This is a genomic window from Lonepinella sp. BR2357, assembly GCF_051851525.1.
Taxonomy (GTDB): domain Bacteria; phylum Pseudomonadota; class Gammaproteobacteria; order Enterobacterales; family Pasteurellaceae; genus Lonepinella.
Genome location: NZ_JBPDVG010000011.1, coordinates 1 through 14,139, shown reverse-complemented (window position 1 = coordinate 14,139; position 14,139 = coordinate 1). Strand labels below are relative to the sequence as shown.

Annotated in this window: 9 protein-coding genes; 6 read left to right on the top strand and 3 right to left on the bottom strand. The window is 40.7% G+C overall.

Features of this window, described 5'->3' with window-relative positions:
• Window positions 1-16: 16 nt before the first annotated feature.
• A complete protein-coding gene (locus ACTG7L_RS08455) occupies window positions 17-754 on the bottom strand; it encodes a 3-deoxy-D-manno-octulosonic acid kinase (protein WP_439328166.1) in 738 nt (245 codons plus the stop codon).
• Between the two features lie 178 nt (window positions 755-932).
• Between ACTG7L_RS08455 and ACTG7L_RS08450 the strand changes: the two genes are divergently transcribed.
• Entirely contained in the window at window positions 933-1,991 is a 1,059-nt protein-coding gene (locus ACTG7L_RS08450; protein WP_439328165.1) for a glycosyltransferase family 9 protein, read from the top strand.
• 34 nt (window positions 1,992-2,025) lie between these two features.
• Here ACTG7L_RS08450 and galU read toward each other — a convergent pair whose 3' ends face one another.
• Together galU and gyrB are read right to left on the bottom strand one after the other, a co-directional pair.
• Window positions 2,026-2,913: a UTP--glucose-1-phosphate uridylyltransferase GalU gene (gene galU, locus ACTG7L_RS08445; protein WP_439328164.1), complete on the bottom strand. Its 888-nt coding sequence runs from the start codon at window positions 2,911-2,913 to the stop codon at window positions 2,026-2,028.
• A gap of 100 nt (window positions 2,914-3,013) precedes the next feature.
• A complete protein-coding gene (gene gyrB, locus ACTG7L_RS08440) occupies window positions 3,014-5,464 on the bottom strand; it encodes a DNA topoisomerase (ATP-hydrolyzing) subunit B (protein WP_439328163.1) in 2,451 nt (816 codons plus the stop codon).
• A 383-nt stretch (window positions 5,465-5,847) separates the two neighbouring features.
• On the opposite strand from gyrB, the gene ACTG7L_RS08435 reads away from it, so the two are divergent.
• From ACTG7L_RS08435 to ACTG7L_RS08415, 5 genes are all read left to right on the top strand, one after another.
• On the top strand, window positions 5,848-6,222 hold the full coding sequence (locus tag ACTG7L_RS08435; RefSeq protein ID WP_439328162.1) for an endonuclease domain-containing protein: 375 nt from the start codon (window positions 5,848-5,850) through the stop codon (window positions 6,220-6,222).
• A 266-nt stretch (window positions 6,223-6,488) separates the two neighbouring features.
• Window positions 6,489-8,159, top strand: a complete 1,671-nt coding sequence (locus ACTG7L_RS08430) for a type I restriction-modification system subunit M (protein WP_439328161.1) — start codon at window positions 6,489-6,491, stop codon at window positions 8,157-8,159.
• The gene (locus ACTG7L_RS08425) at window positions 8,152-9,462 is read left to right on the top strand and encodes a restriction endonuclease subunit S (RefSeq protein WP_439328160.1); all 1,311 of its coding nucleotides are present in this window, start codon (window positions 8,152-8,154) and stop codon (window positions 9,460-9,462) included. Before ACTG7L_RS08430 ends, ACTG7L_RS08425 begins: the two co-directional genes overlap by 8 nt.
• Window positions 9,459-10,694, top strand: coding sequence for a hypothetical protein (locus ACTG7L_RS08420; RefSeq protein ID WP_439328159.1), 1,236 nt, complete (start codon window positions 9,459-9,461; stop codon window positions 10,692-10,694). The genes ACTG7L_RS08425 and ACTG7L_RS08420 overlap by 4 nt, the downstream gene beginning before the upstream one ends.
• A gap of 188 nt (window positions 10,695-10,882) precedes the next feature.
• On the top strand, window positions 10,883-14,026 hold the full coding sequence (locus ACTG7L_RS08415) for a type I restriction endonuclease subunit R (protein ID WP_439328158.1): 3,144 nt from the start codon (window positions 10,883-10,885) through the stop codon (window positions 14,024-14,026).
• The last annotated feature ends 113 nt before the right edge of the window (window positions 14,027-14,139 follow it).

Genomic DNA, 14,139 nt, shown 5'->3' with positions numbered 1-14,139 from the left:
TTGCGGTATTCTATCATTAAATCTGGCGATTGTGATAACCGCTTAATAAATCTTGCCAATTTTGCGTACTAAATTGAATTTTCATACGTTCAATTTCCTTATGAAAAGAACGCTGTAATCGTTCAAGATTGCCTTGTTTCCAAAAATCCCCTGATTTTTCACCGCACTTATCAAAATCTAACAACCAACATTTTTGCCCTGTTTCTGTCTGTTGGAGCAAAATATTATGGGCATTTAAATCCGTATGGCAAATTTGTAAATCGTGCAACTGGCGAATTAAGCCGCCAATCTGTTGCCAAATTTCTGAGGGCAAGGTTTGATGCTGTAAAAGTGCGGTTAAATCTTGAGCATTTTCGATCTTTTCCATCAAAATATCAGCACGATAACAAATACCTAACTTGCCTTTTTCAACGACCGCCATAATCGGCTTCGGCACAGGTAAACCAGCCAAGTATAATTTTTGCAACAAACGTAATTCGGCAAAACTGCGTGTTTGTAAAAGTGTGGTAAAACGGTAGCGATCTCGAATAATTTTGCCCCATAATCCGCCACGATAATAATGGCGTAAGCTCACATTCACACCGAATAAATCTTCGGTTTGTAAAAAGTAAGTGGTGCCACGTCCTTTGGCGGTGCCTGAAACTCGCTCTTTTTTTAACCAGTAATCTGGACTAAAAAATTGACGATAATCGAGTTCAGCATAACTGTCATTCGCTAATAAAAAAAAGCAATTTTGATCTTGTCGTTCAATCATTTTATATTCCTTGTTGGCGTTCGCATCATTCTACTTTAAAATAGTATTATTTCCAATTCCCCTCAACACTATTCCCTCTCCCTCTGGGAGAGGGCTAGGGTGAGGGTTTATTTAAACATCATTTTACCCTCACCCCAACCCTCTCCCAGAGGGAGAGGGGGAGGAATGAGGATAATTTATGCCTTTGTTTAATCCCCAAAATCCGCCAAAATCCCTATGCGTTCTACGCCTTTCCGCTATTGGTGATATTACGCATGCTTTAGCCGTGGTACAAGAAATTGCTCGTTTTTATCCTGCTTGTCAAATCACTTGGATTGTGGGAAAGGTGGAGTATGGGTTATTATCGCAAGTCATGCCTGAAAATCCGCCTATTGATTTAGTTATATTTGATAAAAAAACAGGTTGGCGAGGCGTTTTTGCTTTATGGAAACAGTTGAAAAATCAATCATTTGATGCGTTATTAAATATGCAAACCGCTTTCCGTGCATCTATTTTATCTTTAGGTATTAAAGCCAAATATAAAATCGGTTTTGGTAAAAAGCGCTCAAGAGAGGGACAATGTTTTTTTGTTAATCAACGAGTGAATGATCCTGAAAATCCTCATGTGTTAGACGGTTTTATGGCATTTGCCGAAAAAATTGGCGTAGCAAAATTTACCCCTCATTGGCAATTAAACCTTTCTTTGCCAGCACAACAAAAGGCAAAAACCTTTATTCAACCAAACCAACGCAATCTGATTATTTCCCCTTGCTCCAGCAAAATGGAAAAAGATTGGCTGATTGAACGCTATGCGGAGCTCGCCAATGTTGCCACTCAACAAGGTATTAACGTGATTTTATGTGGTTCTCCTGCTTCACGAGAAATGGAAATTTGCCAAAAAATCACCGCACTTTGTGATAATCAGATAACCAATGCGTGCGGAAAAACGAGTTTAACTGAATTGACCGCTTTAATTCAACAAGCGGATTTAGTGATCGCACCCGATAGTGGTCCTGCTCATATTGCCACCATGGTGGGAACACCTGTTATCGGTCTGTATGCTTATCATAATCCTTGGCGAACAGGTCCTTATCATAATTTGGATAATGTGATTTCGGTCTATGAGCAAAATGCGTTTAAAGAATTTCATAAACTCTCTCAAGAATTGCCATGGGCAACCAAATTATCGGGTAAAAATTTGATGGCGGAAATTGAAGTGAAAGATGTGGTGAGTGAAATGCGGAAATGGTTACCCTAGCCCTCTCCCAAAGGGAGAGGGAATTTTAGGCAAATTACAAGGTTTTCGCTAATTTTTTCAAATAGTCTTTGAACGGTTTGCCTAATTTTTCATGTTGTAAACCATATTCTACAAAGGCTTGCATATAACCAATTTTATCACCGCAGTCGAAAGACTCTCCTGTCATGTGGAAAGCCTCCACGGTTTCTTTTTCGATAAGCATATCAATGGCATCCGTTAATTGAATTTCATCACCGACACCCACTGGCGTTTTTTCTAATAAATGCCAAATTTCTGCTGAAAATACATAACGCCCTACGACTGCAAGATTAGACGGTGCTTTTTCTACACTTGGTTTTTCTACCATACGAGCAATTTTGGCACTTTCACCACCAGCAAATTCCACACCGTCACAGTCTGCAATACCGTAACTACTCACGTCTTTTGGATCCACTGGGGCAACCATAATTTGACTATTGCCCGTTTCTTTAAAGCGTTTGATCATAGCGGCAAGATTTTCAGTTTTTTGGTTAGCTGTAAAATCCGCTAACAGCACATCAGGCAACACCACGGCAAAAGGCTCATTACCCACCACAGGACGACCACATAAAACGGCGTGTCCCAAGCCTTTGGCATTGCCTTGGCGAACGTGCATAATAGTGACATCTTTCGGGCAAATAGCACGCACTTCTTCCAATAACTGGCGTTTTACACGCTTCTCTAACATCGTTTCTAATTCAAAAGATGTGTCGAAATGGTTTTCAATAGCATTTTTAGAAGAATGCGTCACTAGCACGATTTCTTTTACACCCGCGTTGACACATTCGTTGACAACATATTGAATTAACGGCTTATCGACCAAAGTAAGCATTTCTTTTGGAATGGCTTTGGTGGCAGGTAACATTCTGGTACCTAAACCAGCAACTGGAATAATAACTTTCATTTTTTATCCTTTTCTAGAATTAACCTCGTTTTTACCACTTGAAAATAAGGTAAGATCGGAGGAAACTTTTTATTAACTTTTTTTCGCAAACAAAGACACCCTAAATATCCAAATTTGCCCTTAACGCATTACTCTCAATAAACTCACGACGTGGTTCCACTTCATCCCCCATCAACGTGGTAAACAACTGATCCGCTTCCACCGCATCTTTAATCGTCACTTTCAACATATGACGAGCCTCTGGATCCATTGTGGTTTCCCAAAGTTGCTCAGGGTTCATTTCGCCTAACCCTTTATAACGTTGTACCGTCAAACCACGGCGAGATTCTTTAACTAACCAATCCACGGCTTGCTCAAAACTGCTCACCTCTAAACGACGTTCGCCACGAGTCACATACGCCCCATCATCCAACAAACCACTTAACTGTTGACCCAGTTTGACGATACGAGCATATTCATTACCGTTGGCAAAAGCATAATCTAAGCTGTAATTGGTGTCGATACCATGAGTACGCACGGTTAATAACATTTCATGTAACTGGCGTTCTTGGTTGAATAACACTTGATGCGAATAATGGTTACCACTGGTGTCTTTTTCTTTCAAACGTTCCACCAATAAATTTGCCCAATTTTCCACCGCAGTTTGATCTTTCATTAACTCATTCGTCAGTGTTGGATAATACACCAATTCTTTTAGCAAGGCCTCTGGGTAACGGCGGTGTAAACGTGCTATCATTTGGGTGACATTATTATATTCCGTGACTAATTTCTCTAATGGTAATCCTGTCATCGCTGGGGCATTCGGATTGATATATAACGCCGCATCATCTAACGCAATCGCCAACTCATATTCGATCATCGCAGGTTCATCTTTAATATATTGTTCTTGCTTGCCTTTTTTCACTTTGTACAATGGCGGTTGTGCAATATACACATAACCACGCTCAATAATTTCAGGCATTTGACGATAGAAGAATGTCAATAAAAGCGTGCGAATATGCGAACCGTCCACGTCCGCATCGGTCATAATAATCACTTTGTGGTAACGCATTTTGTCAGGATTGTATTCATCACGACCAATACCACAGCCGAGAGCAGTGATTAATGTTCCCACTTCTTGCGAAGACAACATTTTGTCAAAACGGGCTTTTTCCACGTTTAAGATTTTCCCTTTTAACGGTAAAATCGCTTGATTTTTACGGTTACGCCCTTGTTTCGCAGAACCGCCCGCAGAGTCTCCCTCCACGAGGTAAAGTTCAGAAAATGCCGGATCGCGTTCTTGACAGTCGGCCAGTTTACCTGGAAGACCTGCAATATCCAACACGCCCTTGCGTCGGGTCATTTCACGAGCTTTGCGAGCCGCCTCTCTGGCACGTGCTGCATCCACAATTTTGGTCGCAATAATTTTTGCATCGTTCGGATTTTCTTCTAAATATTCCTGCAAACGCTCATTCATTGCGGATTCTACCGCCCCTTTCACTTCAGAAGAAACCAGTTTGTCTTTGGTTTGTGATGAGAATTTCGGATCAGGCACTTTCACTGAGACAATCGCCACTAGCCCCTCACGAGCATCATCGCCTGAGGTTTCCACTTTATCTTTCTCGCTTTTCCCTTTTTTATTTAAGCCTGATTTTTCCATATAGCTATTTAACGTTCGGGTCAAGGCACCACGAAAACCGGCTAAATGGGTACCGCCGTCTCGTTGTGGAATATTGTTAGTAAAGCAATAAATATTTTCGTTATAGCTATCATTCCACTGTAATGACACTTCCACACCGATATTGTCTTTTTCCATGGAAAAATAAAACGGTTTTGGGTGAATTGGGGTTTTATTTTGATTTAAATATTCCACAAAGGCTTGAATACCACCCTCATAATGGAAATGATCTTGCGTACCATCACGTTCATCAAATAATTTAATTGACACGCCAGAGTTTAAGAATGATAACTCACGTAAACGTTTTTTCAGGATTTCGTATTCAAAGACAGTTTTGCTAAAAATGGTTGAACTCGGCCAAAAACGCACGGTCGTCCCTGTTTTGCTGGTATCACCGATTTGAGCCAATGGGGCTTGCGGTTCACCTAAACGATAGGTTTGTTCATACACATGTCCTTGACGGCGAATGGTGAGCAATAATTTATCGGAAAGGGCATTCACCACCGACACGCCCACACCGTGCAAACCGCCTGATACTTTATAAGAATTATCATCAAACTTACCGCCAGCGTGCAACACAGTCATAATCACTTCCGCTGCCGACACCCCTTCTTCAGGGTGAATATCCACAGGAATACCACGTCCATCATCCACCACGGAAACAGAATTATCTTCATGGATCGTCACAATAATATCTTTACAATGCCCAGCTAAGGCTTCATCAATGGCATTATCCACCACTTCAAACACCATATGATGCAAGCCCGTACCGTCATCGGTGTCGCCGATATACATGCCGGGGCGTTTCCGCACGGCATCTAAGCCTTTTAATACTTTAATGCTACTGGCACCGTATTCGCCTTGTTGTGATTCTGGTTGGATATTATCTGTCATAGGGTTTCTCAATTTGGTGAAAATTAGGGGGAATTATAGCATAGATTAGGGGAAAAATAACGGAAAATTTGGGTTTTACCCTCACCCCTGCCCTCTCCCAAAGGGAGAGGGGGTTAATATTGGGAAAGTTAGATTTTTTTGATTAATATAACGATCGTCCCCTCTCCCTAGCCCTCTCCCAAAGGGAGAGGGGATTGATCTTGGGAAAATTAGATTTTTTTGATTAATATAACGATCGTCCCCTCTCCCTTTGGGAGAGGGCTAGGGTGAGGGTGAGGGTAAACCCTATTTTTGTGATCTCCATTCCAAAATCGCAAAGAAACGTTTCAATACATTACACCCTGTCGGTAAAATAAATCCCCATCGCTAAAAAGGGGAATAAAATGAATACATTTACCAACAAGATTTTATTAGAGTTTTCTCGTGAATTAAGAAAGCGTGATACCGAGGAAGAGCATAAACTCTGGCAACATTTACGCAATAGATTATTTTGTGGATTGAAATTCTATCGACAACGTGTGATTGAACCTTATATTGTTGATTTTATTTGTTATGAGAAAAATCTGATCATTGAATTAGATGGCTCACAACATTACGAAGATAAACAAATGCAATATGACAAAGAAAGAACGCTGTATTTAAATGAATTGGGATTTATAGTCTTACGATTTGATAATAACGAAATTAATCGTCAAATAGATAATGTATTGGAAACAATTTATTTGTGTATCAATGGGGAATATATGCCGGAGATTTAATGTGGTTACCCTCACCCTAGCCCTCTCCCAAAGGGAGAGGGGATTTTACCCTCACTCCTACCCTCTCCCAAAGGGATAGGGAATTGATCTTGGGAAAATTAGATTTTTTTGATTAATATAACGATCGTCCCCTCTCCCTTTGGGAGAGGGTTAGGGTGAGGGTAAAAATCCCCTTTAATTCCCCCCATTTTTATGCGAAAATAAACACATCCAAATCATTTCATAACCCATTGTTTACATTGACAAATTAAACTGGAGATAGTATAATGCACCACAGCACCACAGCACCACAGCACCACAGCACCACATCTGGTGACCACCAAACACAAGCGGAACAAAACGCCTTTCTCAATGAGCTAGACAAAAACCTTTGGGCGAGTGCGGATAAGCTCCGTCAGCAATTAAGCCCGAGCAGTTATAAATATGTGATTCTTGGCTTAATCTTTCTCAAATACGTTTCCGACAGTTTCAGCGTTCAGCAAGAAAAAAATCAACAAAACTTCACCAACCCCGACAGCGAATATTATCTCGATCCTGCCTATTTCACCCCTGAGCAAATTGCCGAAGAAGCCGAAAATCGGGACTATTTCACCGAAAATAACGTCTTTTGGCTGCCTGTTGAATCCCGTTGGGATAATCTCAAACAGGTCATTACCTATAACCGTGGTGATGAATTACCTTGGGGTGGGAAGTTTAATGGGGCATCAGCCTTGATTGATAATGCCCTTGATGCCATTGAGCGTGAAAACCCTGTATTGAAAAATAATCTGCAACATATCAGCGAATTTCGGGTGGACGATCACACAATGGCGGAGTTGATTAACCTGTTTTCCAGCACGGATTTTTCCAAACCGATGTATAACGGTCAGCCGATTTCGCTCAGTGCCAAAGATATTTTGGGTCACGTTTATGAATATTTCTTAGGCAAATTTGCGATGGCAGAAGGGCAACGGGGCGGTGAGTTCTTTACCCCAAAATCCATTGTATCGCTGATTGTGGAAATGCTCGAACCCTATCAAGGGCGGGTATATGACCCTGCGATGGGGTCGGGCGGCTTTTTTGTGCAGACTGACCGCTTTATTCAAGAACATCAGGGCAAACGCAATGCGGTGTCCATTTTCGGGCAAGAAGCCAATCTCACCACCTATCGCCTAGCCATTATGAATATGGCGATTCGGGGCATTGAAGCCAATTTTGAACTGGCGAACACGCTCACCAACCCACGCCATTTAGACCAGCGAATGGATTTTATTATGGCAAATCCGCCCTTTAATGTGTCCGATTGGTGGCAAGAAAAACTGATTGACGACCCACGCTGGGCATTCGGCATTCCGCCACAAGGCAACGCCAATTTTGCCTGGCTGCAACATATGATTTATCACCTAAGCCCCAAAGGTCGGATGGCAATGGTGCTGGCAAACGGCTCAATGAGTTCGCAAACCAACAACGAAGGGGAAATTCGCAAAAATATTATTCAAGCCGATCTGGTCGAATGTATGGTCGCCCTGCCAAGCCAGTTGTTCGCCAACGTGCAAATCCCTGCTTGTATTTGGTTTTTAAACAAAGCCAAAGCTCGCCAAGGCGAAGTGTTGTTTATTGACGCACGCAAAATCGGTTTTATGAAAAGCCGTAAACAACGGGATTTCACCGCCGATGACATTGCGAAAATCGCCCAAACTTACCACAACTGGCAACAGGACAAGGATTATGCAAACGTGCCTGCCTATTGCTATGCCGCCAGTTTAGATGAAATTGCCGCCAATGATTTTGTACTGACTGCAGGGCGTTATGTGGGAGCTGAAGAAGCCGAAGATGACGGCGTACCTTTTGCGGAAAAAATGCAAAAATTAACCGCAGTTTTGAATGAACAGTTTAGATTGGGGGCGGAGTTGGAAGCGAAGATTAAGAGTAATTTGGGGGAATTGGGGTATGAGTGATTGGAATATAGTGGAATTATCAGAATGTGCTGATTTTCAAGAAGGATATGTTAATCCTACTCAAACTGAACCAAGTTATTTTGGTGGAGATATAAAATGGGTCAGAGCTACAGATCTTAATAATTGGTCTGTATTTAATACATCTCAAACACTAACAAAAAAAGGATTTTTGAGTGCTAAGAAAAGTGCATTGTTATTTGAACCCAATACAATAGTAATAAGTAAATCTGGCACAATAGGACGTTTGGGAATACTTAAAGACTATATGTGTGGAAATAGAGCAATTATAAATATAAAAGTGAATGATAGATTTGATAACTTATTCATATTCTATTCTTTGCTTAATAATAGACAACATATTGAAGCATTAGCTGAAGGAAGCGTTCAAAAAAATCTTTATATTTCTTCATTAAAGAAATTAAAAATAGATGTACCATCCCTAGATACTCAAGGAAAAATCGGGAGCATATTACAAGTATTTGACGACAAAATCACCCTAAACACCCAAACCAACCAAACCCTAGAACAAATCGCCCAAACGATTTTTAAAAGCTGGTTTATTGATTTTGACCCTGTACGTGCCAAAGCCGAAGCCTTAGCAGACGGCAAAAGCGAACAAGAAGCCAATTTAGCCGCCGCTGAAGTGATTGGGGGAGAAAGTGCGGTGGAAATGGCGAGAGTTTTTCCGAGTGGGTTTGGGGAAGATGGGGTGCCGTTGGGGTGGGGAGTGAAACCATTAAAAGATTTTGGAGCGATTATTTGCGGTAAAACACCGTCAAAATCCAAAACCGAATATTACGGCAATGATATTCCTTTTATTAAGATTCCTGATATGCACAACAATGTTTTTATTACAAAAACCGTTGATAATTTGAGTAAAACAGGTGGGGATAGCCAAGTAAAAAAATACATTCCAAAAGGCAGTATTTGTGTAAGTTGCATTGCAACAGTTGGATTGGTTGCTATTGCAAGCGAACTATCGCAAACCAATCAACAAATAAATAGTATTGTGCCGAATGAACAATATTTTTCTGAATTTTTGTATTTTTCACTATCGCAAGAAAAGATGAAAAAATATTTAATCGCATTGGCGAGCAGTGGCAGTGCTACCCCTAATATGAATACTAGTACATTTTCAAATATTGAAATAATTAATCCACCAAAAGAGCTAATTAAAATTTTTCACCATTATGTTGTGAATTTATTTAATAAGATTTTGAGTAATAACTATGAAAATCATAGATTATCAGAGTTAAGGGATTATTTATTACCGAAATTGTTAAGTGGGGAGATTGAATTATGATCGATCTCAATTCTGCAAAATCATTTATTGCAAGAAAACATCTTATTCTTTACAAGGTTAGTCCTAGACAAACTGAAACATTTCTTGACAGGGAGCGTCATAAAAATAAATTTTCCTTTATCTTAAATAAAGAAGAAAGTGATAAATTCACAAAAAAATCCTTAGTTCTGATTGAATGTGATGATGAGTGTTTTTTATGCAAAATAAGAGATAAACGCAATTCAACACCTGATGATAAGATAATTGTGTTGTCTGATTTTCAGAAAATGGTAATCGGAAATTTATCTGAGCTAGTCCTTATTTTTTCAGGTAGAGAAAGACAAACGATAGAAAATAAACTAGAAAATCAAATGTCTATTCTGTCTGAATTGATGAGTAAAAAAGTGATTGAATTTCTATGGCGTGATAATGCAGAGAAAATTTCTAATCTGATTGAAAAACCTAAAAAATCAGATATTAAGAGAATGGAAGCTGATGCTATAAAATTTGCTTTTTCTATTGCTAATTTTGATCGTTCCTATTCGCTTGAAGATTTGGTAATCAAAAATGGATATGATACCGAACTCAAGAATTTAGGTAATCCTGTTTATGAAGATGATGTAATTTCTGGTGATGTTCATAATAGCTTTGAAGGTATAAAATGTGAATCTTTGATTGGTAGAGCAAAGTACAGTAATGGAGTGGAAAGTTTAACACTTTACGTAACTAATAGAAAATCTTTAGAAAAAATAATGGGAATAGATTTTATTTATGTCAATAAAATTCATCAAAATATTGTTATGGTTCAATATAAACGATTGAGACAAAATAAAGATAATTGGGCATTTGATATTGATGAGCATTTCAAAGAACAAATGAACAAAATGAAAGCCACAAACAGAGCATTATCTCATTGCGGAGAAAATGAATTTAGATTAAATAGCAATCCATTTTATTTAAGATTTATTCAATCAAAAGAAACCGATGATAAAGTTCTTTCCTTTATTTTATCTCACGAACATTGTGAGAAATTATTAAATACCGAAAGTAAATTCTATTTTCAAATGAGAGATAAGAATTATATAGGAAAACAAGAGTTGGAAGGATTAATAAGATCTGGATATATCGGCACATATAGTGCAGATAGCGAACATTTACAAAAAATTATTGATTTAATCAATTCTGGCGAAACTAGAAATTCATTAGTTCTTGCATTTAAAGAAAAAATTAATGGAAATTTAGATAATATATAGATTTTCCCCTGCACTGGCGTACAGGGTTAAGCAAATAACGATGTAATAAAACCCTCACCCCAGCCCTCTCCCAAAGGGAGAGGGGGTTGAACGAGGGTAATTGTAAAATTTGTGATTAATACAACGCTTGTCCCCTCTCCCTTTGGGAGAGGGCTAGGGTGAGGGTAAAACCAATAAGGAGAAAACTTATGCCACTCAACATCAACGAAGAAGCCATTGAGAACCTTGCCCTTGAGCATCTAGCCGCTCTCGGTTGGGAGCATACCGATGCTCGTCAAATTGAGGAAAACAGTGAGTTTTCTCGTGCCAATCCGTCTGATGTGATATTTAAGCGGATTTTGCAGGACGCAGTGGAGCGGCTGAATCCTGATTTGCCTGAAATGGCGGTGGCGGATGTGGTGGCTCAGGTGGTGCGAGTCTCGGGGGCAAGTCTTTCCGAACGTAATCAAGCAGCGTATCAGCTGTTGCGTAACGGCGTGCCTGTGTCCTATAAACAAGACGGCAAAACTATTCATTACAACGCCTATCTGATTGATTTCAACAACCCCGACAATAACCGCTTTGATATGGTCAATCAGCTCACCATTAAAGGTCGCAAAGGCAATCGCCGTCCTGATGTGATTGGCTTTGTCAATGGTCTTCCCTTGGTGGTGTTTGAGTTGAAAAATCCCCTTTCCGATCAAGCAGATATTTTGGATGCTTATCATCAATTGCAGACCTATAAAGACGAAATCGCCGATCTGTTTGTGTTTAATCAAGCCTTGATTATTAGCGATTTTTCCCAAGCCAGACTAGGATCGCTGACGGCGAATTTTGAACGCTTTACGGTGTGGCGAGTGGTGGATGAAAAAAACGATTCGCAACGCATTACCTTTGAAAATGAATTGGTCGGCTTAATGCACGGGCTGCTCACGCCTGAAAACTGGTTGAATTATGTGCAAAATTTCGTGGTGTTTGAGAATGATGATGGCAATGTGATTAAGAAAATCGCCGCCTATCACCAATTTTATGGGGTCAATGAAGCGGTGGATTGTACGCTTTTGGCGGCGGCTCCCAACGGCAATCGCAAAATTGGCGTAATGTGGCATACGCAAGGATCAGGCAAATCACTGTCTATGTTGTTTTATGCTGGGCGTGTGTTGGCTCAGCCTGCCTTGCAAAATCCAACCATTGTAGTGGTGACCGACCGTAACGATTTAGATGGGCAACTGTTCGCCACGTTCTCGGCTGGCGAAAGCATTATTCGGCAAAAACCTGTGCAAGCGGAAGATCGGGAAAATTTGCGTGATGAATTGGCAAAACGTGAAACAGGCGGCGTGATTTTCACCACCATTCAAAAATTCGCTTTGTTAGACGGTGAGCAACATCATCCAATGTTGAATGATCGATCCAACATTATCGTGATGACAGACGAAGCCCACCGCACCCAATATGGCTTTAACACCCAAATCAAAAACGGACAATATCGCACAGGCTTTGCTAAATATTTGCGTGAAGCTCTTCCTAATGCGTCATTTATTGGTTTCACCGGCACGCCGATTTCGCAGGAAGACAAGGACACGCAAGATGTATTTGGGCGGTATGTGTCGATTTATGCGATGGAAGATGCGGTGGCTGACGGGGCGACCGTGCCGATTTTTTATCAAGCCTTACAAATTAAACTGGGCGAATCGAAGCAGTTTGATTATGTGATTCGGGAAGCGGAAGCCGTGTATGACGCTGGCGAAAATGCTCGAATGAAGATGATGGAAAAACTGGTGGGATCCGATGAGCGGTTGAATTTGCTCGCCGACAGCATTGTTAGCCATTTTGAAAAACGCTGTGAAAGCATTGAAAGCAAGGCGATGACGGTGGTGATGAGCCGTGAAATTGCGGTCAAACTTTACCAAAAAATCACCGCACTTCGCCCTGAATGGCATTCTGATGATGTCAATCTTGGGGCGTTGAAAGTCATTATGACAGGTTCGGCTTCCGATCCTGAATCGTTGCAACGCTTTGTACCGAGCAAAGATGACCGCAAATTGTTGGAAAAACGCTTTAAAGATCCAAATGATAGCTTGCGAATGGTGATTGTGGTGGATATGTGGTTGACGGGTTTTGATGTGCCGTGCTGTAACACAATGTATATTGATAAGCCGATGAAAGAGCATAATTTGATGCAAGCCATCGCAAGGGTGAATCGGGTATTCCGCAATAAAAGCAATGAAAACGGCGGTTTGATTGTGGATTATATCGGACTAACGGCGGCGTTGCGTGAAGCCACGGCGATGTATGGTCGCAACCCAACTGGTGGCGAATCCGTGGCGGTGGATATTGCCTTAGTGAAGCAAAAATTAGCAGAAAATATGGATATTATCCGCAAGCAATTTGCCACCCCAGTCAACGGCAAGCCCTTTGATTTGCAAGAAGCACTTTCCCATACTAGCGTTGAGCCTTTGTTACACGCCATTAATCAAGGGGCGGAACATATTTTAGCCTTGGATTATGAGCAGAAATCCCCCGATAAAAAAGACCCGACACCACGCAAAACAGCGTTTATTAATGCGGTACGTAGTGCGAAAAAAGGTTATGCCTTATGCAGTTCCGATCCGTTCGTTAAACGTTTTGAGCGAGAATTGGCGTTTTTTGATAGTATTCGCCAACGCATAGGCAAAGACACGCCAACCAAAACCGCTGATCGAGAACGTCAAATCCGCTTAGTGGAATTGCTCAATCAGGCGGTTGAATCGCAAGGCGTGGTGAATTTGCTGGACGAATTGGACGATCATCAAGCCAATATCAGCTTGTTGTCTGATGAGTTCTTGGAACGGGTACAAAAAAGTGGCACGAAAAATCTGTGGGCGGAACGCATTGCGAAATATTTACAGCAGAATTTCCGCAAAGGAGCTGGCAGCAATATCACCTTACAAAAAACCTTTGAAGATAAACTCAAAGAAACCATGAATCAATATCATAATCAAAGTTTAAGTGTTGCTGATGTGTTGAAAGCCTTAATTGATATGGCAAAAGAGTTTGAAGAACAGCAAAAACGAGGTGAACAACTCGGTTTGAGTTATGCGGAATTGACGTTTTATGATGCCTTAATTCGCAATGAAAGTGCGGTGAAAATTATGCAAGATGCGGTGTTAAAACGATTGGCACAAGAAATCACCGATCAATTGCAAAAATCCGTAACGCTGGATTGGAAAATTAAACCTGCAGTGAAAGCTCGCATGCGAAATATTATCCGTTTAACCCTGAAAAAGAATGGCTATCCACCTGATTTAGAGCAAGAGGCCATCGCACGAGTGCTAGAACAGGCGGAAGTGTTGGGGGATGAGTTGGTGGGATAATCCTCTAACACTAGGCATAATAAAAGATGGCATAGTAGACAAAATAGTTGGCACTTTTTTATACACTATGCTCTAGTAGACAAAATAGTTGGTTTTGGTTATTTTTAATAATT

Excerpts from the sequence above, each read along its gene's own strand:
- ACTG7L_RS08430 (WP_439328161.1), top strand. The coding sequence starts at position 6,489 with ATGCACCACAGCACCACAGCACCACAGCACCACAGCACCACATCTGGT.
- ACTG7L_RS08435 (WP_439328162.1), top strand. The coding sequence starts at position 5,848 with ATGAATACATTTACCAACAAGATTTTATTAGAGTTTTCTCGTGAATTA.
- ACTG7L_RS08420 (WP_439328159.1), top strand. The coding sequence starts at position 9,459 with ATGATCGATCTCAATTCTGCAAAATCATTTATTGCAAGAAAACATCTT.
- ACTG7L_RS08425 (WP_439328160.1), top strand. The coding sequence starts at position 8,152 with ATGAGTGATTGGAATATAGTGGAATTATCAGAATGTGCTGATTTTCAA.
- ACTG7L_RS08415 (WP_439328158.1), top strand. The coding sequence starts at position 10,883 with ATGCCACTCAACATCAACGAAGAAGCCATTGAGAACCTTGCCCTTGAG.
- galU (WP_439328164.1), bottom strand. The coding sequence starts at position 2,913 with ATGAAAGTTATTATTCCAGTTGCTGGTTTAGGTACCAGAATGTTACCT.
- ACTG7L_RS08450 (WP_439328165.1), top strand. The coding sequence starts at position 933 with ATGCCTTTGTTTAATCCCCAAAATCCGCCAAAATCCCTATGCGTTCTA.
- gyrB (WP_439328163.1), bottom strand. The coding sequence starts at position 5,464 with ATGACAGATAATATCCAACCAGAATCACAACAAGGCGAATACGGTGCC.
- ACTG7L_RS08455 (WP_439328166.1), bottom strand. The coding sequence starts at position 754 with ATGATTGAACGACAAGATCAAAATTGCTTTTTTTTATTAGCGAATGAC.